The following is a 26511-nucleotide window of genomic DNA, read 5'->3' as shown; positions in this document are numbered from 1 at the left end:
CAACGGCCGGCACCGATGACGCCCGTAGTGCCTCCGCCCGCGCGGGGGCACTACGCCCGCGCGGGGCACTACGCCGGGCGGACCGGAAGGTAACTGAGGATGATCATGCCGGTGCTGTGCACCTCGGTGCTGTTCAGGGTGAACCTGGTCTGCAGCGCGTCGCGGTACAGCAGTTGGTCGGAGGTGGCCTTGCCGGACAGGACGGGGTGGAGCCAGACCCGGAACTCGTCCAACAGCCCGTTCTCCAGCAGCAGCCGCGTCACGGAGCCGAAGCCGTACTGCAGGATGTTCCCGCCGGGCTGCTCCTTGAGCCTGCGCACCTCGGCGACCACGTCGTGACTGATCACGCTCGTCTTCTCCCAGCCGGGGTCCTTCAGCGTGGTGGAGACGACGTGCTTCTGGATGCTGTTCATACGGTCGGCGAACTCGTCCGCTCCCGCCCGCGAGGACCACGCCGGGGCGAAGCCGTCATAGGTCTTGCGACCCATGATCAGCGCGTCGCTGCCGAAGAGCTGGGCGCGGGCGGCCTTGACCGCTTCCTCGCCGAAGTAGTCGAAGTGCCAGTCCTGCATGTTCGACATGTCGCCGTCGAGGGTCATGTACGTGGCGTTGACGATCTTTCGCATGGTGGCACTTCCTTCGTTGTCGCTCCGTGCGGTCCCTGTCATGGGTAGACGCCGGCGAAGATCCGAACTCATCGCCACCATAGGGAACACTTCGACGCCCCGCGCGGGACGGTTACGGTGAGCGGGTGACGAACACCTGGAGTGCCACCGACGCCGGCGTGCTCCAGCTGCCCTCCGGGCGCCTGGTCCGAGGTCGTGCGCTGCGCCGGCCGCTGCCGGCGGGACCGGTACCCGACTTCGCGGTCCATCTGCTCGGGAAGCGGCCCCCCGAAGTGCCGTGGGAAGCGCGCTGGCTGCGCTGGCCGGACTTCCGGCTGCCGAGCGACGACGCACAGGTCCGCTCCGTGCTCTCCGAGGCGCTGACCCGGGCCGGCAGCGAACGCGTCGAACTCGCCTGCGGTGGCGGCCGCGGACGTACCGGCACCGCTCTGGCGTGTCTCGCCGTCCTCGACGGAGTCCCGTCCGGCGAGGCGGTGGCGTTCGTACGCCGGCACTACGACGCCCATGCGGTGGAGACACCCTGGCAACGGCGGTATGTGCGCCGCTTCGCGCCCTGACGCAAGGGCGTCCTCAGTCCGGTCCGCCGCGCGCCTCTCAGGCCCCGACGGTCCCGTCGACTCCCTCCCGCAGCAGGTCGGCGTGGCCGTTGTGCCGGGCGTACTCGTGCATCAGATGCATCATCACCAGCCGGAGCGACACCTGCTCGTCCCCCCTGGGCTCGTACACGGTCACGTCCAGCGAGAGCGCCTCCCGCTCGATCCGGCGCGAGTGCTCGACTTCCGCCTGCCAGGCGTCGAACGCTTCCGCGCGCGTGGCGGAACTCGCGTCGTAAGCGACCTGGAAGTCCCGCTCGTCCGACCAGACGAGCGGGATGTCCTCCCCGTTGACGATCCGGCGGAACCACGCGCGCTCCACCTCGGCCATGTGCCGCACCAGACCGAGCAGGGAGAGCGTGGACGGCGGCATCGACTGACGGCGCAGCTCCTCGTCCGACAGGCCGTCACACTTCATGGCGAGCGTGGCGCGGTGGTAGTCGAGGAACGCGCGCAGCATCTCGCGCTCATCCGCGATCACGGGCGGGCCGATACGTTCAGTGGTCATTGCCGGGTCCTCGTCGGTCGATGGGCGAGTCAGCTTGCGGGAATGAACATGTTGTACCGCGCGTGGCCGCCGGCGATCTGCGCGTCGGTGCAGGCGACACCGAAGTCGCAGTTTCAACCGATGGGTTGAGGATCGGAGGCCGACGCCGTCGCGTGGCAGGCGCCGCGGCCGTCGGCGCGGGCCGTGATCCGGTTCGCGCGGATGCGAACGGCGACCTCGGTTCCGTCGCTCACGGCGGGCACGCCGGCCGCGGCGGCGAGGGCGCCCGACTCGTCGAAGACCACCTGGAGGCGCGGCCACGCCGACGGCGGGAAAGCCTGCCGCAGGCAGCCGCAGAGGTCGGCGACCGCCAGCCGCGCCAGTGGTGCCAGCTCGTCCGGGTCCCCGGTGACCAGGACCGCGGTCACCGTCGCCCCGGGCGGCGCGGCCCGTACCGCCTCCTCCACCGCCTCCAGCCGGTGCAGCCCGAGCACGGCCACCACGCCGTCGTCCGAGAGCCGCGCGGGTCCGCCGTGCACCGCGTCCACCGTGGGCGGCGGGGACCACGGCTCGTCGGTCGGCCACGCCTGCGTGATCACATGGGGAGGCGGCCACCAGCCGTTGAGTTCGAGGCCCGCCAATCGGGTGCAGGCGCCGACGACGTTGAACGGTTCGACGAAGCCGGGCGCGGCTGCGGCCATCTGGGCGGCGCCGTGCAGGGTCGTCAGTACGGCCTCCGCGACGCGCACCAGGCTGCCGGGCGGTGCTCCGGGGGGCCGCAGGCCCTCCAGCGCCAGCCCGAGGAGCAGCGCGTCCAACTTCATCAGCTGTGCGAACGGCCGCCGGATCCGCTCCTCGGCGAGGATCTCCGGCATCACGTACATACCGAGCCGCGCCGAACCGTGCTGCTCGTCGGTGTCCGCGAGCGGGAGCCGGGCGACCCAGGCGCGGGCGAGCGCGCCGAGCGCCTCGGGGGCGGTGCGGCCGGGATCGGGGTGCGGCGGTTCGGGTGCGCGCTCGGCGAGACCGGCCAGGACCGCGAAGTACAGCGCGCGCTTGCTGGGGAAGTTGGAGTAGACGGCGCCACGGGTCAGACCGGCGCGTCCGGCGATGCGGTCCACCTTCGCGTCCCGGAAACCGTGCTCGGCGAACTCGTCCCTGGCCGCGGTCAGTACCTTGGCACGGTTGCGCTCCTGCAGCTCCACCCTGCTGAGCCGGCCCATCGCCCTCACTCTTGCCTTCGCGCTTTCGCGTTGCGTCCGTCGCGGCTCAAGATACCTTGACCATTCAAATGGTGACGTCATATGGTCGCAGCATTCGAGTGGCCGTCCCGACTCCCGAGTCCTTGCCTCCAGGGCCATTTCGACCGGCACAACCGTTTGAGGAGACATTTCCGCGTGGCACGCATCGGTGACGGCGGTGACCTGCTGAAATGTACGTTCTGCGGGAAGAGCCAGAAGCAGGTCGACAAACTCATCGCGGGACCCGCCGACATCTGCATCTGTGACGAGTGCGTCGGACTCTGCAACGAGCTGATCGTGGAGGAGGCCGGCGGGCCCCTCGAGGGCGGATCGCACGAACTGCCGACACCGCGCGAGATCCACGCCTTTCTCGACGGGTACGTCATCGGGCAGGAGAGCGCCAAGAAGGCGCTGTCGGTAGCGGTCTACAACCACTACAAGCGGGTCCGTCCGCAGACCGGCGGGCACGGGCTGCGCGGCGCGAAGGACGAGCCCGTCGAGCTCGGCAAGTCCAACATCCTGCTGATAGGCCCGACCGGCTGCGGCAAGACGTACCTGGTCCAGACGCTCGCCCGGATGCTCGACGTCCCGTTCGCGATCGCGGACGCCACCGCCCTCACCGAGGCCGGATACGTCGGGGAGGACGTCGAGAACATCCTGCTCAAGCTGATTCAGGCCGCCGACCACGACATCCGGAAGGCCGAGCGCGGCATCATCTACATCGATGAGATCGACAAGATCGCCCGTAAGAGCGCCGGTCCGTCGATCACCCGTGACGTCTCCGGCGAGGGTGTCCAGCAGGCGCTGCTGAAGCTCCTGGAGGGCACGATCGCGAGCGTGCCGCCGCAGGGCGGACGCAAGCAACCGCGTCAGGAGTTCCTCCAGATCGACACGAGCAATGTGCTGTTCATCGTCGGCGGTGCGTTCGCCGGCCTGGAGCGGATCATCGAACAGCGCGCCAGCCGCGCGGGCATCGGCTTCGGCGCCGAGGTCCGCACCACGGAGGAGCGGCGGAAGCGGGACGAGGACGCCTTCGCCGAGGTCATGCCCGCGGACCTGGTGCAGTTCGGGCTCATCCCGGAGATCGTCGGCCGGCTCCCCATGGTGACGACCGTCCAGCCGCTGGACCGCGCGGCGCTGACGCGGATCCTCACCGAGCCCCGCAACGCGCTCATCAAGCAGTACCAGAAGCTCTTCGAGCTCGACGGCGTCGGGCTCGAGTTCACCGAGGACGCCGTCTCCGCCATCGCGCAGCAGGCCCTGCTGCGCCGCACCGGCGCCCGAGCGGCCCGCACGATCCTCGAAGAGGTGCTGCTCAACGTGATGTACGAGGTACCGAGCCGCAATGACGTGGCCCGCGTCGTCGTCGACCGCGACACGGTGCTCGACAACGTCAACCCGACGCTGATCCCGCGCGACCGCCCCGGCCCCGCGCCGGAACCCGGCGAACGGACCGCCTGAGCCCCCCGCGGTCAGGACCCGGGCGGGGTCGGCTGACTACGCTGGGGGCGGTGTTCACCTCCGAAGGACCCACGTTCCGCGAACTGACCGTGCAGGCGCTCTCGTCGATCGAGCGCGGCTACGACCTGCTGGCGCCGAAGTTCGACCACACCCCCTTCCGCACTCCCGACCGCTTCCTGGACGCGGTGACCGTCGCGCTGCTCCCGCTCGGGCCGTTCGGGTCGGGGCTCGATGTGTGCTGCGGTACGGGCGCCGGGGTCGGGGTGCTGCGGGACCTGTGCGAGGAGCGGGTCACCGGGGTCGACTTCAGTGCCGGGATGCTGGCTGCCGCAGGCGACGCCGTCGAGGCTGTAGCGGCGGAGGGAAAGCCCGCGGTCGACTGGGTACGGGCGGACGTGCGCGCGCTGCCGTTCACCGCGGCGTTCGATCTGACTGTCAGTTTTGGGGCGTTCGGACACTTCCTGCCGGCGGAGCGGCCGGGTCTGTTCGCCGAGGTCCACCGCGCGATGCGGCCCGGCGGCGTGTTCGCGTTCCCGCTCGGCGCGCCGCTGCCCGTCAGCTCCCCGCTGTACTGGGCGCTGTGCGGCTTCGACGCGGTCATGCGCGTACGCAACGCGCTGTGGCGTCCGCCGTTCGTCATGTACTACCGGACCTTCCCGCTGCGGGGAGTGCGGGACGATCTGGTCCGGGCGGGCTTCACCGTGGAACTGCTGCCGCTGGAGGAATTCGGCCGCCGCCCCGACGGCAGCCCCAACTGCCGCCTGGTGGTGGCCCGGCGTACCTGACCGCCTGCCTCGTTTCCGGACGGCGAATTCTCGCAGCGGGATATGAGGAAAGTGTCAGGATGCGGGATACCTCTCACTGCGGCATCGGGGAACACCAGTGCGCTTAGCATCCCAGGGGTGTGCGCACATATTCTGGTCGCGGAAGACGACGAAATGCAGGCGGAGCTGGTACGCCGGTGCGTGGAAGCGCACGGCCACACCGCCACCGTCGTCCATGACGGCAGGTCCGCCGTCGACGAGGTGCGGCGGAGCCGGCCCGACCTGCTGGTCCTGGATGTGATGCTGCCGGAGATCGACGGCCTGGGCGTGTGCAGGATCCTGCGGCCCGGAAGCGATCTGCCGGTGCTGATGCTCACCGCGCGCTCGCACGAGGACGATCTGCTGCTCGGCCTGGCACTGGGCGCGGACGACTACATGACCAAGCCCTACAGCCCGCGGGAGTTGATGGCCCGCATCCACGCCCTGCTGCGACGCGTCCAGCGGACACCGGTGGCGGCCGACGGGGTCCTGTGGGTCGACACCCTGGCCGTCGACCCCGCGCGGCGTGCGGTGAGCTGCGCGGGGGAGCCGGTGATCTGCACCCCGGGGGAGTTCGAGATCCTGCTGGCGCTGGCGGCGGAACCGGACCGGGTCTTCACCCGCGGCCAACTGCTGGAGTGCGTCCGGGGGTACGAGCGGGCCATCTCCGAGCGCGCCATCGACGTCCACATCCTCAACCTGCGCAAGAAGATCGAGATCGATCCGCGCAAGCCGGTGCGCCTGGTGACGGTGTTCGGCGTCGGATACAAACTCACCGGAGGCCGCCGTGGCCCGTAACGTTCCGCTGCGCAAGAGCCTGCTGGCCCGGCTGCTGGTCACCTCGATGCTGATCGCGGTCTGCTCGATCGTCGCCACCGCATGGCTCGCCGTGCAGACCACCACCCGGGCCATCCAGCAGGAACAGGGCCAGATACTGTCCGACGACGCGATGATCCACGACACCCTGACCGGCTACGCCGCCGGGCACAAGAGCTGGGGCGGCGTCCAGCAGACGATCGAACGGCTGGCCCGCGCGACCGGCCGCCGCGTCGCGCTCACCGACCAGAACCGCCATGTGCTCGCCGATTCCGCGCCGAAGGGCCCCCAACTGCCGCCGCGGGCCTTCGCCGTCATCGACGCCCTGCGGACCGACACCCCGCTCCAGGGACAGAGCGGAACGCCGACCGTGTCCCGGATCGATCCGCGCGCCGTCGGCCCGTACCGGCTTCCCGCCGCCGAGCAAGCGTTCCTGGCGCAGGTCGCCGACAAGGTGCTGACGTGCCTGCGCGACGAAGGATGGGCGGGGAAGGTCGCCGACACCCCCAGCGGGCGGCCCACCGTGCAGGTCTCACGCGAGGGACTGACGACCCGCGACGCCTACGGGCTCGACGACTGCGGTCTGACGGAGCTGAGCGAGCCCACCGCCACCGAACAGCACGCCCTGACCGGCCTCGACACCCTCGTGAACGCCTGTCTGAGCCGTCAGGGGTCCTCCGTCGCGGGATACGTGACGCTGTCGTCCGACTTCACCTGGGGCAAGGGGTTCAAGGACCCGTCGGACTACCAGGTGCTGCAGGACTGCATCGACGCCAGCCGCCGCGAGCAACTGCGTACCTTCGTCGCCCCGGCCGCGCAGCTGTTCGTCAGCGACACCGGCGCCAGCCGGCCGCGGTTCGATCTGTCCCGGGCCAACACCACCCGCATCGCGGGCGTCACCGGACTCGTCCTGCTCCTCACCGTCACCGTGACGGCCCTGATCGCCACCCGGCTGGTCCGGCCGCTGCGTGCGCTGACCAAGGCCGCGCAGGAGCCCACCGAACGGCACACCCGCGTCCCGGTCACCACCAGCGACGAGACCGGCTTCCTCGCCGCGGCCTTCAACGACCTGTCCGAACGCCGCGAACGCACCGAGACGCAACGCAAGGCCATGGTCAGTGACATCGCCCATGAACTGCGGACCCCGCTGACCAACATCCGCGGTTGGCTGGAGATAGCCAAGGACGGCATCGTCGTGCCGGACCAGCGGCTGCTGTCGTCGCTCCACGACGAAGCGCTGCTCCTGCAGCACATCATCGACGATCTGCAGGACCTCGCCTCCGCCGATGCCGGCACCCTGCGGCTGCACCCCGAGCCGGTGCGGCTGGGCGATCTCCTGGACCAGGTCGTCGACGCGAACCTCGCCCACGCCCAGGTCGCCGAGGTGAGCATCGCCGGCTCGGTGGAGGGGGATCCGCAACTGAGCGCCGACCCCGTCCGGCTGCGTCAGGCCATCGGCAACCTGGTCTCGAATGCGTTGCGGCACACCCCGCCCGGCGGCAGTGTCACGCTGCACGCGTACCGGAGGGACGAGATGGTCACGATCGACGTCACCGACACCGGTTCCGGTATCGCGCCCGAGGACCTGGCCAACATCTTCGACCGCTTCTGGCGGGTGGAGAAGTCCCGCAGCCGGCGCACCGGCGGCAGCGGACTGGGGCTGGCCATCGTCCGCCAACTCGCCCAGGCCCACGGCGGCACCGTGACCGCGCGCAGCGTCCCCGGCGAGTCCACGGTGTTCACCCTGCGACTGCCACCGAACCCCGTCGCCGGCACCCCGGTGGTCGCGGCGGCCGACGGTCCGGCGTCAGCGGGACGGATATCTGGCGACTGCGCCGTGCCACGACCCCGCTTCGGGCGCGGCCGCTCGGGTCGCGGCGACAGCGGTCACTGAAGTTCCGGACACATCGGATACGTCGGATACATCGGGCGTGAGGACCACCCGTGACTTCCTGACGCCGTCCGCCGCCGGAACGGCGCAGCCGGTCACCACGGTCAGCATCGCGAAGGTGATCGCGGCCGGCACGGCGGACTGCCACATCTGCGGCCGGGAGGACATCGATCGCTTCAGCGCGCTCATCATGCCGGTCAGCTTCGCCGACACATTTTAGGAAACTGTCAGGATCCGCTGCTGGATCCACTACTGGACCCGCGTCCGGATCGCGGCCAACAGCCGCGACAGCGACCGCCGCCAGGGCGACGGTCGCTGTGCGGTTCCGCCGCGACGGGGAGGCGTGCGCGCGGCGGCGCATACCCGCTGTGGCGTCGTCTTCTCCGCTGCGGCGAGCTTCGCGAACTCAGTTGGAGAAGTCCTGGGTGAGCCAGACCGTTCCGGAACTGTCCCGGAAGACGGCGATACCGATGTGGGTGAAGGAGGAGCTCAGCATGTTCCGGCGGTGGCCGTCATTGGGCGGTCGCTCGTCGAGCATGCTCTGGGTGAGTCCCAGCGCCATCTTGGCGATGGCCTGCTCGGTGTCGGCGACCGGTCCGCCCTCGCCGATGTTCTCTCCCGCCGACATCCACTGCACGCCCTGGGCCCGCTCGCGGTCACCGAACGCGGGCTCACCGGGGCACTGGTGGGACAGTCCGCAGCCGGAGGACATCACCTTGTTGTGGGCGGCTGCGCTGCGGTTCAGCCCTTCGAGGAGGGTGTACGCGGGTAGCCCCTGGGCGGCCCTGGCCTGGTTGACGCGGGCCAGCACCTGCTGGACCGCGTCGCCGGAGGCCGGCGGCCTCGTCGGGGCGGAGGTGGTGGGAGCGGGCTTCGCCGTGGTCGGCGCCGGCCGGGGCGGGGTGGTGTGACGCGGCGGAGTGGGGGTGGGCTTCGCCGTCGGGCGGGCGGGGTGCGTCACGGGTGAGGTGGGCCGGGTGCCGGGCCCCGTCGTGTGGGTGCCCACCGCTGCGGTGGGGGTCGCAGCGGTGGGCTGTCCTGAGGTGTGGCCGGAGCCGCCGCCTATGCAGGCGAAGGCGGTCCCGCCGCCTAGTGCGGCGATGACGGCTGCCCCCAGTACGGCTTTACGCAGACGGGGTCGACGCTGTGCGCGGTGCTGCGGCGAGTGGGCGCTGGGCAGATCGGCGCGGCGGTGCGAGCTCATGAGTGGAAAACCTCGGGGGATCGGAGGTGGGGGCCGGCGCGGCGCACAGGGGGGATGCGCCCCGCCGGGAATGTGTCAGCCCCGGTCGGAGGGGGGTTGCTGCATCGGTGACCGGGCGAGTTCGAACCTAGGCGCTTTCCGGTCCGTCTCACACTCCGCGACGGGAACCTTAGGTTCTCCTAAGGTTGCGCACAGGTTCCGCTCGGTTCCGGGCCGTTCCGGGGCGCCGGAACGGCCACGGTCAACCGTCCGTGGTCAACCGCCGGCGGTCACCAGGAGACTTCGCGGGTGACTGCCTGCGGTTGCGGGTGGATGGTCCCCGTGGTCTCCGAGCGGTGGGTCGGGCTGGAGAAGGTCACGGTCAACGTGTCCGGTGCGCTCTGGCTGGTGCTGGTGGTGAAGCCCGGCGACGGCACCGCGGAGACCAGGCAGATCGCGTCGGCGCCCATGTTGAACGTCACGCGGCCACCCACCGACTGCATGCTGTGCACCCCCACGCCGCCCCGGCAGGTGCTCGACGCGTTCTTCCCGTTGGTCGGGGCCGTCGTCGGCGGACGCGGCGTGGGCGTCCTGGTGGACGGCGTCACCGTGGGGGTCTTGCGAGTGGTGGGAGCCAGCGTGCTCGGAGCCGACGTGGCGGGGACGAGCAGACCCGGTGTGGGGGACGGTGTGGTGAAGACCGTCGGCAGCGCGCGGGCGGTCGGCGGCAGGGGCGCGGTGGAATGCACCACAAAGCGCACAGCCAGGAAGGCCGCTGTCACGGTCAGAGCCGTGCAGCACAGCCAGATCATGAGGTAGCGCAGGGGCCGGGGCACGGCACCATCATGGCTGATCCGTTACGGTGTGCCGCATGGCCAGCGTCCTAGTCGTGGAAGACGACCCCGCCATACGCGCGGCACTGATCGAGATCCTGACCGGTGACGGCCATGTGGTGCGCAGTGCCGCCGATGGATTCAGCGGACTGAGAGAGGTGACACAGGGGCCTCTCGACGCCGTGATCCTGGACCTGGGACTGCCGGATCTGGACGGGAGCGACGCGCTGCGGATGATCCGTGGCATCTCCCAGGTGCCGGTGCTCGTGGTGACCGCCAGGGACGACGACGCGGAGATCGTCCGCCTGCTCAACGCGGGCGCCGACGACTATCTCGTCAAACCGTTCTCCAGCGGGCAGTTGACCGCCCGGCTGACCGCGGTGCTGCGACGCGTCGGCCGGACCGGCCCCGCGCATCCCGGAGGCCTGCACGCGGGGCCGTCGGCGACCCAGGGGCCGATGGTGGTCGGCGAGCTGCTGGTCGACGCCATGGCCCGTACCGCGCACCTCGCCGGGCGGGAGCTGCATCTGACCCGGCGCGAGTTCGACCTCCTCGCCTACCTCGTCGGCAACGCCGGTTGTGTCGTCTCCAAGCGCAAGATCCTGACCGAGGTGTGGCGCGAGTCGTATGTCGACGATGCGACGATCGATGTGCATTTGTCCGCACTGCGCCGCAAACTCGGTGAACGGGCGGCCCGGCCGCGGTATCTGCACACGGTGCGCGGCGTCGGCATCAAGCTGGTGACGCCACCGTGAGACGCACCCTGGCAGGGGTGGCGCTGGCGGTCACCTCCATGGTGGCCCTGTCCTTCCTGATACCCCTCGCCCTGCTGGTGCGTTCCGAGGCCCGCAACCAGGCGATCACCGCAGCGGAACAGCAGGCCGCCGCCCTCGCTCCCGTGCTGGCCCTGACCGACGCCATCCCCGATCTGCGGCAAGCCATCTCCGTGCTGGCTCCCGGCGAGGACCTGAGCGTCCATCTGCCGACCGGGCAGGTCGTCGGACCGACCCACGCGCCCGCGGCCCTGTTGCGGCGGGCCGCACGTGATGGCGAGGCCATCGCCCAGAACCGGCCGGGCGGATGGGTCTACCTCCAGCCGGTGGTGCTGGGGCCCGGCCGGGTGGCGGTGATCGAGGAGTTCGTTCCCGAGGACCGGCTCAACCGGGGGGTGGCCGCCTCCTGGGGGGCCATCACGCTGCTCGCGGTGGCGCTGGTGGCCGGGTCCACGCTCGTCGCGGACCGGCTCGCGGCCCGCGTCGTGCGCTCCTCGCACAACCTCTCCCGCGCCACCAACGCGCTGGGCAGGGGCGACCTCAACGTCCGGGTGGACCCGATGGGACCGCCCGAGCTGTACGAGGCGGGCCTGGCCTTCAACGCCATGGCCGATCGGATGCTGGAGCTGCTCGCCGTCGAACGCGAACTCGTCGCGGACCTCTCCCACCGGCTGCGTACGCCGCTGACCGCGCTGCGCCTGACGGCCGACCGGATGGGGCCTACCGCGGACGCGCAGCGCATCGCCGCCGCGATCCACCACCTCGACGCGGAACTGCACTCCATCATCACCGCCGCCCGCACACCGCTCGCGGTGGGGCCGATGGGATGGGGCCTGAGGCCTCTCTCGGGCGCCGCGGCGCCCGGCCGCTTCGGCTCCTCCGGCCCGCCCGCGGAGGGGTGCGCGGCCGCCGCGGTGATCCGCCGCAAGGCCGCTTTCTGGGCGGTCCTGGCCGAGCAGCAACAACGCCCCTTCCAGGTGGACATCACCGTCGAGGAGGCGCTGATCGAACTGCCCGAGGACGACCTCGCGGCCGTGTTCGACGCCCTCGTGGGCAATGTGTTCCGGCACACCGCGCCCGGCACCGCGTTCGCGGTGCGCCTGGAGCGCGGCGCGCAGAGCGTGGCGCTCGTCGTCGAGGACGCCGGACCCGGTATCCCCGATCCGGACGGCGCCGTGGCCCGGGGGGTCAGTACGGTCTCCACCGGCCTCGGGCTGGATATCGCCCACCGGGCGGCCGCCGCGACGCGCGGTGCGGTGGACATCTCCCGCGGGCCGCTGGGCGGCACCCAGGTCGAGGTGACGTTCGGACTCGCCGCGGCGCAGAGCCGCGGCACCCGCAGCAAGCGCCGCCGTCGTAACGCCGCCTCCCGGAGTTCGCGGACGCGATGACCGGACGATCACGGTCGGCGGGAGCGGCGGCGCCGGTGCCGCCGCTCAGCCGAAGAGCACCGATGCCACCGCCGCCACGATCGTGACGACCGCGAACCCGACCATCGCCCCGCGTGCCCGCCGGGCCGGATCCACCCGCGGCAGGGGTTCGTAGCCCCGACCGCTCCACGGGCCCCCGTGCGCCATGCCGTCCGAACCGTACGTGCTCAGCCACCGGACGACCAACGGGGTCCGGTCCTTCTCGTCGACGTGATGCATGACAACGCCAACGATTCGCCGGAGGACCGGAAACGCGCCCGTCGGCACCGCAACCGGATCGTCACCGGCGGGAAGATCGCATCGGTTTCCGAGGGTTCCAGCGCTTCGTCCTGAGGCGCGTCCGCGTCGCAACGGCCGGCTGCTACGGTCGGGAATCATGAACGACAGCGTGTATGTGGGCAATGCGGGCGCCGACGCCGCACTGGACCGGGGCTGGTTGCTCGGCCACTTCAAGGACGAGTCGGACCCCCGGCACAGCGAGGACGTCGAGATCAAGTGGGGCGTCCACCCGCCGGGTGACGAGCGCGCGGTCTGGGTCACCGCCGAGGAACGTACCGCTCTGCTGGTCCTCATCAAGGGCCGCTTCCGGGTGGAGCTCCCCGGACGGAGCGTTCTCCTGGCCGAGCAGGGCGACTACGTCGTGTGGGGCCGCGGCGTCGACCACTCCTGGTACGCGGAGGAGGAGTCCGTCGTGCTGACCGTCCGCTGGCCCTCCGTCGCCGGTTACAAGGTGGTCGAGGAGAGCGACACCGCCCGGGTCTCCGGCTGACGGTCGCGCGCTCCGTTCCCGGGAGGCCGCGTCTCAGCCGGAGACCGCGCGCAGCGCGCCGGGCCGGCGGCCGGTGAGCCGGTCGAGCGCGGCGGAGGTGGCGTCGTCGGCGGGGAGATGGACGATCAAACGCTGGTCGTCGTCGGCGGCCAGGTCCAGGGTCTCGTACGCCAGGCGCAGTTCGCCCGCTTCGGGGTGGACCAGTCGCTCGACGCCATTGGTCCTGGGGAGGCCCGGCAGCCTCTCCACGCGCCCGGCGAAGGCGGCCCCGGCGGTGACGGTCAGTTCGTCGGCGAGTGCGGCGACATGCTGGTCCGCCCGGAACGGGCCCTGCTTGAGGGCGGCCACCTGTTGGTCGGCGACGCGGTCCCAGTCGGGGTACGCGGCACGCGCCCGGTCGTCGGAGAAGACGAAGCGGGCCAGGTTCGGGGGAGCCCCGTCCAACAGACCGAGGGGCCCGGCCAGTCGCTCGTATCCCGCGGTGCAGGCGAGGACGTCGCTCAGCCGGTTGAGCAGCACGGCGGGAGCGGGCTCCAGCCGGTCGAGCAGGGCCCGCACGGAGGGACGGACGGTACGGGCCGGCGGCGCACCGGCCAGGCAGGTGAACCCACCCTCGGCGCCCTTGGTGAGGCGGTACATGTGGATGCGTTCGTTCGCGGTCAGCCGGAGGGCGTCGGCGAGCGCGGAGAGCACCTGCGGTGACGGCCGCCGGTCGCGCCCCTGCTCGAGCCGGGTCACGTACTCGACGCTGACGCCCGCGAGCACCGCCAACTCGGATCGGCGCAGCCCCGGAGTGCGGCGGCGGGATCCGGTGGGCAGCCCCACCTCGCCGGGCGCGACGCCCTCACGGCGGACGCGCAGGAAGAGACCCAACTCGTTGTCGCTCACCTTGCGAACGTAGCAGCCACGGCCGCCGGGATCGTGGCCCTGTCACTACCAGCCTCCACCCGGCCTTCCTGGTCTGCTTCCGGCCGGGCAGGTTGGGAGCCGTGACCCGCTCGGTCACCTCACGACGCAGAACAGGGAGCCACCGTCATGTCCGCACAGACCGACACCCCGCAGACCCTCAACCTGGCAGTGATCATCGGCAGCGTCCGGGAGGGCCGGTTCGGCCCGGTGGTCGCGAACTGGTTCGTCGAACAGGCCGCGCACCACGGCCGGTTCAAGGTGGACCTGATCGATCTCGCCGATACACCACTGCCCCTCGAACTGCCGCCGGTGCCGCCGGCGATGGCGGCGGAGCCCGCCCGGCCCGCCGAGATGGCGGACCTCACCCGGCGGCTCGCGGAGGCCGACGCGATCGTCGTGGTGACTCCGGATTACAACCGCAGCTTCCCGGCCTCGCTGAAAGCCGCGATCGACTGGCACTACACCCAGTGGCAGGCCAAGCCGATCGGGTTCGTGGGCTACAGCGGCGGGACCGGCGGCATCCTGGCCATCGAGCAACTGCGCCAGGTCTTCAACGAGTTGCATGCCCACACGGTCCGCGACTACGTCTCCTTCCCCCGCTACTACCAGCTCTTCAGCGCGGACGGCAGCCTGCTGGAGCCCGAGGGACCCAACGAGGCGGCGAAGGTACTGCTCGACCGGCTGATGTGGTGGGGATCGGTCCTGCACGACGCCCGGCGCGACCGGCCGTACACCGCCGCGGCCTAGAGGCCGAACGGCCGGGGGCCGGTGCCCCCGGCCCGGCGGGGCCGAGCCCGGGTCAGAACGGCTTGGTCGGCAGGTACTTGCCGTCGAGGGTGATGACGGCCCGGGAGCCGCCCTCGGGGTCCTCGACCTTCCGCACGTCGAGCTTGAAGTTGATCGCGCTGATGATGCCGTCGCCGAACTGCTCGTGAATCAGCGCCTTGAGCGTGGTGCCGTAGACCTGGAGCATCTCGTAGAAGCGGTAGACGGTCGGGTCGGTGGGAATGCCGCCCGGGATGGAGCCGCGCGAGGGGATCGCCTGCAGCAGCAGGGAGGCGTCCTCGTCCAGGCCGAGGAGCCCGGTGACGGCGTCGGCGGCGCCGGCGGGCAGCGGGTGCTGACCGAGCAGCGCGGCGGTGACGAAGGCCACCGACAGGCCGGTGGCATCGGCCAGCTCCTGCCAGCTGAGATCCCTGCGCATCTTGGCCTCGACGACCTGGATCGCGAGCTGCTGACGGGCCTGCGGGTCGAACTGGGCGTGGGTCATGGGAGAGGTCCTTCCGGAGCGTGCGGGTGATGGATGGCCGGCGACGGGGGAGTCAGCCGACGAGCGCGGTGAAGCGGCCGCTCGCGCTGTCGAGTTCCTCGACGGCGCCGGTGCCGATGTCGTAGACCCAGCCGTGCAGGGTGACGGTGCGCCGGGCCAGGGCGCGGGCGACGCTCGGGTGGGTGGCGAGGTTCGCGAGCTGGGCCAGGACGTTGTCGCGGACCAGGGCGGCGACCGCGTCCGCGCCGTCCGCCGGGGCGGTGCGGGCCGGGGAGGCATCGGCGTGCCGCAGCCAGCCGGCGATCGCGGGCAGCGCGGTCAGGTCACGGCCCTCGGCGAGGGCTGTCATCGCGCCGCAGGCCGAATGGCCGCAGACGATGATGTCGCCGACGCCCAGGACACCGACGGCGTACTCGATGCTGGCCGCCACACCGTCCGCGCCGGCGGTGCCGGCGGGGACGAGGTTGCCGGCGGTGCGGATGACGAACAGCTCACCCGGCTCGCGCTGGGTGATCAGCTCCGGGACCACCCGGGCGTCGGAACAGCCGATGAACAGGGCGGTCGGCCGGTGGACGGCGGCGAGGTGCTCGAAGAGTGCCGCCCTGGCGGGGAAGACGTCCCGCTGGAAGCGCTGGACTCCCTCGGCGATGTCGTGCATGGTCACTCCCTTTCGTGAGGGTGTCGGTGGAGGCCGACGTGCTCCACCCTGCGTGACCAGTGTCTATAGTGTCCAAGGCGCAGAAGTCATGACTGCGATCGATGTCATCTATAGCTGGGAGCGAGGCCTTGGAACTGCGGCATCTGCGCTATCTGCTCGCCGTCGCCGAGCACGCCAACTTCACCCGCGCGGCCGAAGCCCTGCACATCTCCCAGCCGACGCTCTCGCAGCAGATCAAGCAGTTGGAACGCTCGCTGAAGGTGCAGCTGCTCGACCGGACCGGCCGCACCGTCCGCCTGACCGACGTCGGCCGGACCTACGTCCACTACGCGCGCCGCGCCCTGCGGGAACTGGCCGCCGCGGAACGCGCCGTCCTGGACGTCCAGGACCTCTCGCACGGCACCCTGCGCCTGGCGATGACCCCGACCTTCACCGCCTACCTCGTCGGCCCGCTGACCGGGGAGTTCCACACCCACCACCCCGGCATCACCCTGGACATCCAGGAGGCCGCCCAGGACCGCATCGAGTCCCGGCTGCTCGCCGACGAGTTGGACCTCGGCATCGGTTTCAGCGGCCCGCATCTGCCGGGCATCGCCGGCACCGCGCTCTTCACCGAGACCCTGAGCCTCGTCGTCGGCACCGCCCACCCCTACGCGGACCGGCAGGGACCGCTGCCGGTACGGGCACTCGACGGCCACCATCTCGCGTTGCTCACCAGCGGCTTCGCCACCCGCGGCCACATCGACGCGTATCTCGCGGCGCACCAGGTGCGGCCGCACATCGCGATGGAGGCCGACTCCGTCAACGCGCTGACCGAGATCGTCCGGCACACACCGCTGGCGACCGTGCTGCCCGACGCCATCACCCGCGACCACCCCCATCTGCACCCCGTCGCACTGGAGCCACCGCTGCCGGCTCGTACGGTCAGCCTGCTGCGCCGTGAGACCGCCTACGAGAGCGCCGCGGCCCGCGCGTTCACCGACCTCACCCACCAGTGGGCCGCCGCCGGCGGCTACACCTCAGCCTGACGGGGGTGACCTGCCGTCGCCGTGATCGTTTCCTGAGGTGAGAGGCCCACACCACATTTCCACGTCAGTGGTATCCCTCAGGCGGCGGCAGGCGCCGCGGAACAGGACGACACGATGAGCAAGCACCAAAAAGGTCGTAGGCACCGGACGGTCAACCGCAACCCCCGCCCGGCCGGCCCCGCCCGGCCGCCGGCCGCGCCCCGTTCTCCGGCCGCGTCGAGCCCGGCCGCCGGACGGACGGGCGCCGCCGGCGACGAGCAGAGCAGCACGCGCGCGTCGCAGACCCCGCCGACGCCGCAGACCGCCAAGGCATCCAAGGCCGCCAAGACCGCAGAGACCGCTCAGGCCGCGCATGCCGCGCAGACATCTCAGACTCCTCAGGCGCCGGCGAAGGCAGTGACGCCGAACAGCCCCAGATCGTCCGACCCGGTGCCGGACGGGGGCCTCGGTCACCATGCGGCGCGTACGTGGCAGGAGGTGCGGTCCGCCGGGGACGCGGGAGTCACGGTCGACGAACTGTGCACCGCGGTCGGCTACCAGTCCCGCACCATCCTCAAGCACCTCAAGGTGCTGGCCCAGGACGGGCTGGCCGAACCGCACGGCGAGCGGTGGCGGCCGACCGGACAGAAGCTGTTCTAGAGCTCGTCCCAGGGACCGTCAGGTCTCCTGCTGGATGGAGCAGTAGATGTCGGCGAGCCGGACCATCGCCTCCAGCCGGGCCAGCCCCCAACGCCCGTACCTGCGGTTGAGGGCGTCGAACCGGGCGGGCCCCGCCGGGTCCACGGTTTCCGCGGTGCCCACGACCGCCTCGTGACCGCCGATGGTCAGCCGCAGGAGCCGGGGGTCCGGGTCGACGACCGGTGGCAGCTGCGGCCGGGCGAAACCGTGGTGCGACGCGACCAGATGGATGACCAGATCGGTGTCGATGTCGTTGCGACCGGCGGTGTGCAGTGCGGCGATGCGGGCCGAGAGGGCTTCGTGCCGCATTCCCTGCGGATAGCCGGAGGCCCGCCGGGCCTTCCCGGACCCGGCCCGGTCGACCGGGTCCGTACCGGACTTGGCGAGCGGTTCCGGGGCGGCGAGGGCGGCGTCCTCGTCGCCGCCGTGCAGCATCGTCTGGAAGCGCGGATCCCGCTTGCCCTCGTCGTGCAGCGCGGCCGCCAGGGACACGGCGGCGACCGTACGGTCGTCCAGCCGCAGGTTGCGGGCGTAGCGTTCGGCGGCCGCCGACACCTCGGCCTGGTGTTCTGCGAGGGTCTGCGGCTGACCGGCCGTGGACGGGCCGTGGAGGCTGGCCCGGCCGGCGACGAACAGCCGGAGGTCGCCGACGGCGAGGACGCGTCCGCGACGAGCCAGCGCGCCGAAGACCTTGAGGTGGGCGACGTCGCCCGGCGCGCTGCCGGCCAGTTCGGCGAAGCGGTTCCGGTAGTGGGCCTGCCGTTCGTCGGTGGACGGAGCCGTGTCGTCGGTGATCTCCGTGACCAGCCGGTCCACCGCCGAGGCGAGCTCGGGGTCGCAGGTGCGGACCGCGGTGACCAGGTCCGGGCCGATCCGGACGACGGCCCGCTCGTCGTCGCCGCCCACCAGGTCCGCGATGTCGACGACCGGGTCCGTGGAGGCGGGGTTCCAGCCGTACGCGTCGCAACCACCGAAGTTCGCGGGCACCACGACGAGGTCATCGGGCCCGATGCCGTCGGCCGTGACGATCGCGGTGGCCGTGTCGAACCGGTACCGGAGGACCTCCACAACCCCGGATCCGGCTTCACGCGCATCGTCGGTGGGCTCCTCGGCCGGCCCCGGGAACGAGTCGTCGTCGGAGATCGCGGCCGGGTTCTCGGCGGGAGACGTGGCGGCGTTCGCGGAACCGGCCAGCCACCGGCATACGGCGTGCAGCGGCAGTTCGATGACCTCCTCGGCGGCCGGCGGGAAGAGGTTCACCCGATCGCGCCACTCCTCGGCCGTCCGACCCGCCTCGCGGGTCCGCCACGCGACACTGACGCGCGGGTGGGCGTCCTGCTCGATTCCGTACAGGTAGGGGGCGATGGGCACATCGACGGCCGGCGCCGGCTCCGTGCACACCCAGGCGTCGAGAGTTGCCGCGTGCACGGCGGTTCTGGCCGGCCGGGATCCGTGCATCGCCTCCCAGGCCGGGGCATCGATGCCGGCCGTCAACCGGCGCAGGGCGGCGGGGGAGACGGCCAGACCGGGTCCGGTGAGGTCGGGGGTGTCGCCGGACTCGGTGACGATCGCCGGGCAGAGCCCGGTCAGCCAACGCCAGGTGGCGTCGCGTGCACCGCCGTGCTCCCCGCCCGCGTCGGCCGTTCCGTACGCCACGACGGCGCTGGCGTCGGTGTGCCGTCCGACGCGGTTGAGCCGGCCCAGCCGCTGGATCAGTGCCGGGAGCGGGGCCGCCTCGGTGACCAGCGCGTCGAAGTCGATGTCGGTGCCGACCTCGACGCTCTGGGTCGTCACCACATGGAGCGGGCCGCCGTGGTGGGGCCCGCGGCCGGTCGTCGTCCGTTCGTACCACCGGCGCCGCAGGTACTCCCGGTCCAGGGCGCGGCTCCGCCCGGTCAACAGCACCTTTTCGCCGGGCAGCAGGTCCAGGACGGCACGGGCCCGGGCGAGGGTGTTGCAGACGATTCCGACGATCTGGCCGTCGGCGGCCAGCCGTTGCGCCCACGCGGCGAGCGAGGCGGCCATCGACTCGTCGGGGCGTGCCGGGTCCGTGCCGACCTCGACGGGGTGCAGCCGCTTGGCCGACCTCAGTCGTGGGCCCGCCACCGGATGGCGCTCGTCGTCGCCGGTAATGCCGTGCGCTTCGGCGCTCGCGCGCCCGGAGTCGGCCGACAGGGAGACCAGCACGGGGTGCAGCGCTTCAGGCGTCCCGTCCAGCGCGAAGGCGGCGCGCACCGCGGCCGCGAACTCCTCGGAGCCGTGCGCCCCGTCGATGACGATCAGCGAGTCGGTGCCGGTCAGGGCGGCGTCGACCGACCGGCGTCGTGCGCTGGTGCCGGAGCCGCGGAAGAGCAGACGGCTGCCCACCTGGTCGACCGTGCCGACCACGATGGCGAGCCGGTCCGGGCGCTCCAGCCAGTTCGACGACCAGGTCACCCCGCCCCGCAGCCGGGTGGCCTCCAGCACGTCGGTGTCGCCTTCGTGCCACAGCGCCCGCGCGACGCGTCCGGTGATCGTGCCCACCGGTGCCAGCGGTGCCACCGGCCGGCCGGCGTACGGGTCGGACAACGCCGATCGCAGCGCCCGCGCCAGCCGTGACGCGTGTTCGTACGCCTCGTCGACGACCAACCGCCGGTCCACGGCGTAGAAGATCCGCAGCGGCGCCCGTGAAGGTCCCCGCACGAGGCCGGTTCCTGGCAGGCCGCGCTCCAGCGCGGCGGTGAACACCGCGACATCCATGACGAGGGTCTTGCCGAGCCCGGTCGGCACCGTGAGAGCCTGCGGCCAACCGTCCTTCACGACCCGGTCCACCAGCGTCGTCTGCCAGGGAAAGGGCTCGTACCCGTGAATCTCGCGGCAGAAGGCGGTGAAGTCGCCCGGCTCCAGTTCGAGTTCCAGCATGGGTCGGACTCCTCCTGAGGTCTCGGCGCCCAGCTTCTCAGGCGGCACCGGGACTTGTGAAGGTTGATCCGGTCCAGGACGGGACAAGACAGGACGCGACAGGACAGCACGCGAGAGGAACAGCGTGAACGGAGGATGGCTTCCCATTACAAGTTAGGAAACTTTACTAACTCCTATTGACGGTCACCTGGCCCTTTGCCACGCTCGTTGCGCGCGGCTTGGCGCGGCATCCCAGGATGTGACGCGCTCAGTGAGAGATCTGCCCCGGCCGTGGGTCTCGCGGCGTCCCGGTGCACCCGGGCGCCGCGGTTGGATCTCCCACGCCCGGAGGCAGTCGTGCCCAAGCCCCTGCCCGCCCGCCACAGCCGTCTCTACGGCCTGGTGGCGGCCCTCACCCTGCTCATCGCCCTGTCGGCCTCGTCGTCCGGATACGCGGCCGGCGACGTGCTGCTGTCCCGCGGCAGGCCGGCCCTCTCGTCGTCCGACGAGAGTTCGTCCCTCAACGCGGCCAATGCGGTGGACGGTGACACCGCCACCCGCTGGGCCAGCGAGGAAGGACTCGACCCGCAGTGGATCCGCGTCGACCTCGGCGCCACCCGCACCCTCACCCGCGTGCACCTCGACTGGGAGGCCGCCTACGGCAAGGCGTACCGCATCGAGGTGTCGCCCGACGGCTCCGCCTGGACCAAGGCGTACTCGACGACCACCGGAAACGGCGGCATCGACGAGGTGACCGTGCCGGCCGGGACCTCCGGCCGCTACGTCCGCGTGTACGGCACCGCCCGAGGCACCTCCTACGGCTACTCCCTGAAGGAGTTCGAGGTCTACGGCCCGGCCGGCGGCCCGGACACCACCGCGCCGACCGCGCCCGGCAACCCGCGCGTCACCGGCACGACCACCACATCCGTCTCCCTGGCCTGGGACGCGTCCACCGACGACGTAGGCGTGACCGGCTACCAGGTGTCACGGGACGGCGCGGTCGTCGCGACCGCGACCGGCACCACGTTCACCGATCAGGGCCGCACCCAGGGGACGGCCTACACCTACACGGTCAGAGCCGTGGACGGGGCGGGCAACGTCTCCGCCGCGAGCGCGCCGGTGACCGGCACGCCCGGTCAGAGCCCGACGTCGTTCACGGTCGTGGCCGCCGGTGACATCGCTGATCCCGGCTGCGCCGCCGGCAACAACTGCGGGGCGGAGAACACCGCCAAGCGCGTGGAGGCCATCAACCCCGATGAAGTCATCACCCTTGGCGACAACCAGTACGACACCGGCAGCCTCAGCGACTTCAAGAAGTACTACGGGACGACCTGGGGCCGGTTCCTGAACAAGACCCACCCGTCGACCGGCAACCACGAGTACGACGACAGCACCCCGGCGGCCGGCTACAAGTCGTACTTCGGCAGCCGTGCCACCCCCGACGGCAAGACGTACTACAGCTGGGACCACGGTGGTTGGCACTTCGTCGCCCTCGACACCGAGATCTCCATGTCCGCGACCTCCGCGCAGGGCAAGTGGCTGGAGGCCGACCTCACCAGGAACACCAACGGCTGCGTCGCCGCGTACTGGCACCGGCCGCTGTACAGCTCCGGGCCGCAGGCAGACATGGTCAGCAAGCCCATGTGGCAGATCCTGCGCGCCCACGGCGCCGACCTGATCATGAACGGCCACGACCACCTCTACGAGCGCTTCGCACCGCAGAACGCGACGGCCGGCGCCGACCCGGCGGGCGTGCGGGAACTGATCGTGGGCACCGGCGGCGCCGACAGCTACGGCTTCGAGAGCGCACAGCCGAACAGCCAGAAGCGGATCACCGACGTCAAGGCCGTTCTGAAGCTGACCCTCACCCCGACCACGTACTCCGGGCAGCTGATCCGCGACAACGGCTCGGTGCTCGACACCTTCGGGCCCGTCACCTGTCACTGACCCACGCTCAACTTGCGGCGGAACGCCGTGAGACAAGGAGAGAAGACGTGAAACGACACCTGACGGCGCTCGCCGCCATGGTGGCCCTGGCAGCCGGCGCCGGTGCGATGTTCGCCGGCGCCGCGCCCGGCCGGGCCGAAGCCGCCGACCGCGGCAACCCGCACGGCGTCACCGGCGACCTGGCGCACTCGTCGACCCGGCCGATCGGCAAGGCGGAGGCCCTGGCCCACCCGGAGCGACTGGTCACCCTCGCCAAGAGCCTGCACGCGCGCGTGGTCAACGCCCGGCTGCCGCTGACGACCGATCAGGGCGCCCTGTGGCCCAGCGACTCCGACCCGCGATGGCTCATCAGCTGCAACGAGAGCGACCCCGACAAGCCGGGCCTGCTGCGTACGGAACTGGCGACCGGCAGGTCCGAGACGATCCTGACCGGTACCGAGGGGTGCGACCCTGTCCGGCGCACCGCCTGGGGAACCGTCGTCATCGGCGAGGAGGACGGTGGCGGCCCCGAAGGCGGCCGGCTCTACGAGCTGATGGACCCGCTGCACACCACCGGAGTGACACTCGACCGTTCCACCGGCACCTTCAGCGGCGGTACCGGGGCGCGGAACCTCACCGTCCGGCCCGGCATCGGCCGGCTGTCGTACGAAGGGATCTCGGTCCTGCCCAACGGCCTGCTCTACTACGCCGACGAGAACCGCCCCGACCAGGGCGCGCCCGGCGGCGCGTTGTTCAAGTTCGTGCCGGACAAGCCGCGTGCCGCGGGCGCGGGACCCATCCACCGGCTGAGCGAATCGCCGTTCGCGTCGGGCCGGGTCTACGGTCTCCGGCTGGGCCGGTACGAGGGCGGCCGGGACTACGGCCAGGGCACCCAGACCGGCCAGGGCGCCTGGATCCCCGTCCCCGACCGCACCGACCCCGACCTGACCGGAGCCACCGCCGAGCTCCATCTGACCGGCCTGTACCGGCCGGAGGACATGGACCTCGACGGAACCGCGCTCGCCGCGGGGCAGGTGCGCGCATGTGTCAACGAGACGGGAGACGAGGACGAGGCGCAGAACTGGGGCGAGTCGGTGTGCCTGACCGACGGGACGGTGGCCGCCGCCACCACCAACGCGGCCATCCCGCAGATCCAGGTGTTCGTCCCGGGCAGCCCTGCGGTCAACATGCCCGACAACATGGCCTTCCGGCCCGGCCGCGGCAGCTGGATCGTGCACGAGGACGGCGACACCGAGAGCGATCTGCAGGGCTTTCACGGCAATGACCTGTGGAGCTGCCTGCCGGACGGGTCCGACCCCGACCTGCAGAGCGACGGCTGCATCCGGGTGGCGACCGTCAACGACCCGATGGGTTCCTTCACCGGGGGCGTCTTCGACGCGACCGGGCGCCATCTGTACGTGATCGTCCAGTACAACGTCACCGGCTACGGCGTACTGCTCGACATCAGCGGGTGGAAGTAGCCGATGTACATCTCGGCGAGCAGCAGTACCAGTGCCGCCGACGGCGCCCCGGGCCTCCGCCCGGGGCGCCGGGCCGGGCTGCTGCGCACGGTCCCCGCCAACGTGGTCGCACTCGGCGCCGTCAGCATGGTCACCGACGTCTCCTCGGAGATGGTCAGCGCGGTGCTGCCGCTCTACCTCGTCCTGCAACTGGGCCTGAGTCCGCTTGCTTTCGGCATGTTCGACAGCCTGTACTCCGGCGCCACCGTCCTCGTGCGGCTCGTCGGCGGCCATCTCGCCGACCGCCGGCAGCGCCGCAAACTGGTCGCCGGGGTCGGCTACGGGCTGTCGGCGGTGTGCAAACTCGGTCTGCTGGCCGCGGGCAGCTCGGTGGGCGCTCTGGGCGCCGTGGTGGCCGCCGACCGCGCGGGAAAGGGCCTGCGCACCGCCCCGCGGGACGCCCTCATCTCCCTCAGCACACCCCCGCAGACCCTTGGGGTCGCCTTCGGTGTGCACCGGGCGATGGACACCGTCGGCGCCTTCGTCGGCCCGCTCGCGGCCTTCGCGGTCCTCGCCGCGACCGGCACCGCCTACGACGCGGTCTTCGTCGTCAGCTTCTGCGTCGCCGCGCTCGGTGTCGTGCTGCTGGTCTCCCTCGTCCGGGACCGGCAGGACCCGCCGCCGGCCCGTCGCGAGCCCGCGCTGCGCGCCGCGTTCGGACTGCTGCGCGCGGCCGCGTTCCGCCGCACGTGCGTCCTGACCGCCGCACTGGGACTCGTCACCGTCAGCGACTCCTTCATCTACCTCCTGATGCAACGGCGGTTGGGGATCGCCCCGGAGTACTTCCCGCTGCTGCCGCTCGGCACCACCGGCGCCTATCTCCTGCTCGCCGTGCCGCTGGGCCGGATGGCGGACCGTACCGGCAGGTTCCGGATGTTCCTCGGCGGCCATCTGGCGCTGCTCGCCGCGTACGCGGTCCTGCTCGGACCCACCGGGGGAGTGCTCGTACTGGTCCCGGCGTTGCTCCTGCACGGGGTCTTCTACGCCGCGACCGACGGCGTGCTGATGGCCGCGGCCGGCCCGCTGCTGCCCACCGGGTTGCGGACCAGCGGGATGGCCCTGCTGCAGACCGGTCAGGCGGGCGCCCGGGTGGTGTCCTCGATCATCCTGGGCGCGGCCTGGACCGCCTGGGGTCCGCGCACCGGGCTCGCGGTGATGGCGACCGGACTTGCGGTGTGCCTCCTGGCGGCCAGGTTCGGCTTCCCGCTGGGCGATGCCCCAACGGTCGACGCCGACGGCGACGCACCCGGATCCGAACCACCCGGCGTCCGCGCACCCGACCTCCGGCCGCACGACGAGGAGACGATCGCATGACCGCTTTCCGGCAGCGCGCCCGGCTCCGGCTGCTCGCACCGGTGGTCGCCCTGCTGGTGCTGGCCGGGTTGGGGGTCGGCTACAGCGTCCACGCGGCGCGGCGCGAGGCCGTCCCGGTCTTCCACGGTGAGCCGCTCGACAGCGTCCGCCCCGGGCAACTGCTGTTCCGCGACACCGCTCCCGGAGCCGGCCACGGCAACATCGCGGCAGTGCCGGCAGGCAGCCCCGGCGCCCCGCGTACGGTCAGCGGGCTGGGTTGTGAGCGCTTCTACAGCGCGGCGGGCACCGGCGTCTGCCTCATCACCCGCACCGGCGCCGTACCCAGGACGTACGCGCTGATCGTCGACCGCCAACTGCGCGAGGTCCGCCGGGTGAAGCTCTCGGGCATCCCCAACCGCACCCGGGTCTCGCCCAGCGGGCGCATGGTCTCCTGGACGGTGTTCGTGCAGGGCGACTCCTACAACAAGGGTGGTTTCTCCACCTGGACCGGGATCCTCGACACCCGAACCGGCTACGCGGTGCTGAACATCGAGGACATCCCGCTGTTCATCGACGGTCGCCGCTACCGGGCCTCCGACGTCAACTTCTGGGGCGTGACCTTCGCGGCGGACGACAACCGCTTCTACGCGACCGTGACGACGAAGGGGAAGACGTATCTCGTCCAGGGCGACTACGGCAAGTGGGAGGCGCACACGCTGCGTGAGAACGCCGAATGCCCCTCCCTGTCGCCGGACAGCACCCGGGTGGTGTTCAAGAAGCGGGTCTCCTCCGATGCGGCGAGGCCCTGGCGGCTCCACGTACTCGACCTGTCGACGATGCGTGAGACCGCACTCGCCGAGCCCGCGAGCGTGGACGACCAGGCCGCGTGGTTCGACGGGCACACCGTCATGTACGCCAGATCCCGGGGCAGCGGCGGCTCCGATGTCTGGGCCGTTCCGGCCGACGGGACCGGACAGCCCCGCAAACTCATTGTCGACGCAGCGTCACCGAGCCGCTGAAGGAGGCGTTCCGGGCGGATCCGGTGGCCGCCGGGTCATCCCGCGGCGGCCACCGGGTGACATTCGAGTGGGGTACAACTCGGACGAGGAGTCCCAAGAGCGGGCGTACGGAGCCCTGTCGAGCATGGTGCCGTCACGAAGTTGCGTCAGAAGCGAACCCAAATCGCTGCCCAAACGTCTAGAGGAGTGAGCACAACGAGCCTGCCGGGCGCAGCCGTGGCGGTGCTGGAGAGTCAGGAGCACGTTATGGAGCCGCAGCCGGCCGTTGAAGTCAGTAGACGTGTCGTCTGTCCCCGCTGTCACCGAGTGAGATGCATCTGCCCCTGACGCGGCCCGGCCCATCGGCCTCCGTGCGCACCGGGCGGCCGTTCCGCCCCGAAACGGACACAGGCAGATGCCGCCCGCCGGCCTGGTCGTCCGCCTG

The 26511-nt window shown here is 71.4% G+C and carries 26 protein-coding genes; 16 read left to right on the top strand and 10 right to left on the bottom strand.

The genetic code is table 11. The features are described 5' to 3' along the window. Positions 1–68: 68 nt before the first annotated feature. A complete protein-coding gene (locus AC07DC_RS21870; RefSeq protein WP_478916089.1) occupies positions 69–626 on the bottom strand; it encodes a dihydrofolate reductase family protein in 558 nt (185 codons plus the stop codon). Between the two features lie 125 nt (positions 627–751). On the opposite strand from AC07DC_RS21870, the gene AC07DC_RS21865 reads away from it, so the two are divergent. After that, positions 752–1183: a phosphatase domain-containing protein gene (locus AC07DC_RS21865; protein ID WP_478916088.1), complete on the top strand. Its 432-nt coding sequence runs from the start codon at positions 752–754 to the stop codon at positions 1181–1183. Between the two features lie 37 nt (positions 1184–1220). Here AC07DC_RS21865 and AC07DC_RS21860 read toward each other — a convergent pair whose 3' ends face one another. Beyond that, positions 1221–1727, bottom strand: a complete 507-nt coding sequence (locus AC07DC_RS21860) for a DinB family protein (RefSeq protein WP_478916087.1) — start codon at positions 1725–1727, stop codon at positions 1221–1223. A gap of 113 nt (positions 1728–1840) precedes the next feature. Beyond that, the gene (locus tag AC07DC_RS21855; RefSeq protein WP_478916086.1) at positions 1841–2929 is read right to left on the bottom strand and encodes a TetR/AcrR family transcriptional regulator; all 1089 of its coding nucleotides are present in this window, start codon (positions 2927–2929) and stop codon (positions 1841–1843) included. 174 nt (positions 2930–3103) lie between these two features. Here AC07DC_RS21855 and clpX point away from each other — a divergent pair, with 174 nt between their 5' ends. The 5 genes from clpX to AC07DC_RS21830 all read left to right on the top strand — a co-directional run bounded on the left by clpX (position 3104) and on the right by AC07DC_RS21830 (position 8138). Then, positions 3104–4408: an ATP-dependent Clp protease ATP-binding subunit ClpX gene (clpX, locus tag AC07DC_RS21850; RefSeq protein ID WP_478916085.1), complete on the top strand. Its 1305-nt coding sequence runs from the start codon at positions 3104–3106 to the stop codon at positions 4406–4408. Positions 4409–4458: 50 nt separating this feature from the next. After that, positions 4459–5193, top strand: coding sequence for a class I SAM-dependent methyltransferase (locus AC07DC_RS21845; RefSeq protein WP_478916084.1), 735 nt, complete (start codon positions 4459–4461; stop codon positions 5191–5193). Positions 5194–5310: 117 nt separating this feature from the next. Continuing rightward, positions 5311–6009, top strand: coding sequence for a response regulator transcription factor (locus AC07DC_RS21840; RefSeq protein WP_478916083.1), 699 nt, complete (start codon positions 5311–5313; stop codon positions 6007–6009). Then, a complete protein-coding gene (locus AC07DC_RS21835; protein WP_478916082.1) occupies positions 5999–7921 on the top strand; it encodes a sensor histidine kinase in 1923 nt (640 codons plus the stop codon). Before AC07DC_RS21840 ends, AC07DC_RS21835 begins: the two co-directional genes overlap by 11 nt. Positions 7922–7958: 37 nt before the next feature. Further along, the gene (locus tag AC07DC_RS21830) at positions 7959–8138 is read left to right on the top strand and encodes a hypothetical protein (protein WP_478916081.1); all 180 of its coding nucleotides are present in this window, start codon (positions 7959–7961) and stop codon (positions 8136–8138) included. A 186-nt stretch (positions 8139–8324) separates the two neighbouring features. Here AC07DC_RS21830 and AC07DC_RS21825 read toward each other — a convergent pair whose 3' ends face one another. After that, positions 8325–9122, bottom strand: a complete 798-nt coding sequence (locus AC07DC_RS21825; RefSeq protein WP_478916080.1) for a CAP domain-containing protein — start codon at positions 9120–9122, stop codon at positions 8325–8327. 269 nt (positions 9123–9391) lie between these two features. Continuing rightward, entirely contained in the window at positions 9392–9937 is a 546-nt protein-coding gene (locus AC07DC_RS21820) for a hypothetical protein (RefSeq protein ID WP_478916079.1), read from the bottom strand. A 35-nt stretch (positions 9938–9972) separates the two neighbouring features. Here AC07DC_RS21820 and AC07DC_RS21815 point away from each other — a divergent pair, with 35 nt between their 5' ends. Both AC07DC_RS21815 and AC07DC_RS21810 read left to right on the top strand, forming a co-directional pair. Next, positions 9973–10689, top strand: a complete 717-nt coding sequence (locus AC07DC_RS21815) for a response regulator transcription factor (RefSeq protein ID WP_478916078.1) — start codon at positions 9973–9975, stop codon at positions 10687–10689. Continuing rightward, the gene (locus tag AC07DC_RS21810; RefSeq protein ID WP_478916077.1) at positions 10686–12098 is read left to right on the top strand and encodes a HAMP domain-containing sensor histidine kinase; all 1413 of its coding nucleotides are present in this window, start codon (positions 10686–10688) and stop codon (positions 12096–12098) included. Before AC07DC_RS21815 ends, AC07DC_RS21810 begins: the two co-directional genes overlap by 4 nt. 45 nt (positions 12099–12143) lie before the next feature. Here the strand turns inward: AC07DC_RS21810 and AC07DC_RS21805 are convergent, their stop codons facing one another. After that, a complete protein-coding gene (locus tag AC07DC_RS21805) occupies positions 12144–12356 on the bottom strand; it encodes a hypothetical protein (protein WP_478916076.1) in 213 nt (70 codons plus the stop codon). 157 nt (positions 12357–12513) lie between these two features. Here AC07DC_RS21805 and AC07DC_RS21800 point away from each other — a divergent pair, with 157 nt between their 5' ends. Continuing rightward, positions 12514–12906: a cupin domain-containing protein gene (locus AC07DC_RS21800; protein ID WP_478916075.1), complete on the top strand. Its 393-nt coding sequence runs from the start codon at positions 12514–12516 to the stop codon at positions 12904–12906. Between the two features lie 33 nt (positions 12907–12939). On the opposite strand, the gene AC07DC_RS21795 is transcribed toward AC07DC_RS21800, so the two are convergent. Continuing rightward, positions 12940–13794 carry a helix-turn-helix domain-containing protein gene (locus AC07DC_RS21795; RefSeq protein WP_478916074.1) on the bottom strand — a complete coding sequence of 285 codons (855 nt, stop codon included), beginning with the start codon at positions 13792–13794 and terminating at the stop codon, positions 12940–12942. Between the two features lie 147 nt (positions 13795–13941). On the opposite strand from AC07DC_RS21795, the gene AC07DC_RS21790 reads away from it, so the two are divergent. Then, a complete protein-coding gene (locus AC07DC_RS21790) occupies positions 13942–14562 on the top strand; it encodes an NADPH-dependent FMN reductase (RefSeq protein ID WP_478916073.1) in 621 nt (206 codons plus the stop codon). Between the two features lie 52 nt (positions 14563–14614). Here AC07DC_RS21790 and cynS read toward each other — a convergent pair whose 3' ends face one another. Next, positions 14615–15085 carry a cyanase gene (gene cynS / locus AC07DC_RS21785; RefSeq protein WP_478916072.1) on the bottom strand — a complete coding sequence of 157 codons (471 nt, stop codon included), beginning with the start codon at positions 15083–15085 and terminating at the stop codon, positions 14615–14617. 52 nt (positions 15086–15137) lie between these two features. Then, positions 15138–15743: a carbonic anhydrase gene (locus AC07DC_RS21780; protein WP_478916071.1), complete on the bottom strand. Its 606-nt coding sequence runs from the start codon at positions 15741–15743 to the stop codon at positions 15138–15140. A 101-nt stretch (positions 15744–15844) separates the two neighbouring features. Between AC07DC_RS21780 and cynR the strand changes: the two genes are divergently transcribed. Together cynR and AC07DC_RS21770 are read left to right on the top strand one after the other, a co-directional pair. Continuing rightward, positions 15845–16771, top strand: coding sequence for a transcriptional regulator CynR (cynR, locus tag AC07DC_RS21775; RefSeq protein ID WP_478916070.1), 927 nt, complete (start codon positions 15845–15847; stop codon positions 16769–16771). Positions 16772–16885: 114 nt separating this feature from the next. After that, positions 16886–17410, top strand: a complete 525-nt coding sequence (locus AC07DC_RS21770; RefSeq protein ID WP_478916069.1) for a hypothetical protein — start codon at positions 16886–16888, stop codon at positions 17408–17410. Positions 17411–17428: 18 nt separating this feature from the next. Here AC07DC_RS21770 and cas3g read toward each other — a convergent pair whose 3' ends face one another. After that, positions 17429–20350, bottom strand: a complete 2922-nt coding sequence (gene cas3g / locus AC07DC_RS21765; protein ID WP_478916067.1) for a type I-G CRISPR-associated helicase/endonuclease Cas3g — start codon at positions 20348–20350, stop codon at positions 17429–17431. 336 nt (positions 20351–20686) lie between these two features. Between cas3g and AC07DC_RS21760 the strand changes: the two genes are divergently transcribed. Genes AC07DC_RS21760 through AC07DC_RS21745 form a run of 4 tightly spaced genes read left to right on the top strand, consistent with a single transcriptional unit; the run spans position 20687 to position 26087 of the window. Continuing rightward, positions 20687–22276: a discoidin domain-containing protein gene (locus AC07DC_RS21760; RefSeq protein WP_478916066.1), complete on the top strand. Its 1590-nt coding sequence runs from the start codon at positions 20687–20689 to the stop codon at positions 22274–22276. 47 nt (positions 22277–22323) lie between these two features. Beyond that, the gene (locus AC07DC_RS21755) at positions 22324–23736 is read left to right on the top strand and encodes an alkaline phosphatase PhoX (RefSeq protein WP_478916065.1); all 1413 of its coding nucleotides are present in this window, start codon (positions 22324–22326) and stop codon (positions 23734–23736) included. A 3-nt stretch (positions 23737–23739) separates the two neighbouring features. Continuing rightward, positions 23740–25089, top strand: coding sequence for an MFS transporter (locus AC07DC_RS21750; protein ID WP_478916064.1), 1350 nt, complete (start codon positions 23740–23742; stop codon positions 25087–25089). Then, positions 25086–26087, top strand: a complete 1002-nt coding sequence (locus AC07DC_RS21745) for a TolB family protein (protein ID WP_478916063.1) — start codon at positions 25086–25088, stop codon at positions 26085–26087. The genes AC07DC_RS21750 and AC07DC_RS21745 overlap by 4 nt, the downstream gene beginning before the upstream one ends. Positions 26088–26511 lie beyond the last annotated feature (424 nt).

Source organism: Streptomyces sp. NPDC045021, assembly GCF_056432645.1.
This window is presented reverse-complemented; position numbering and strand designations above follow the sequence as displayed.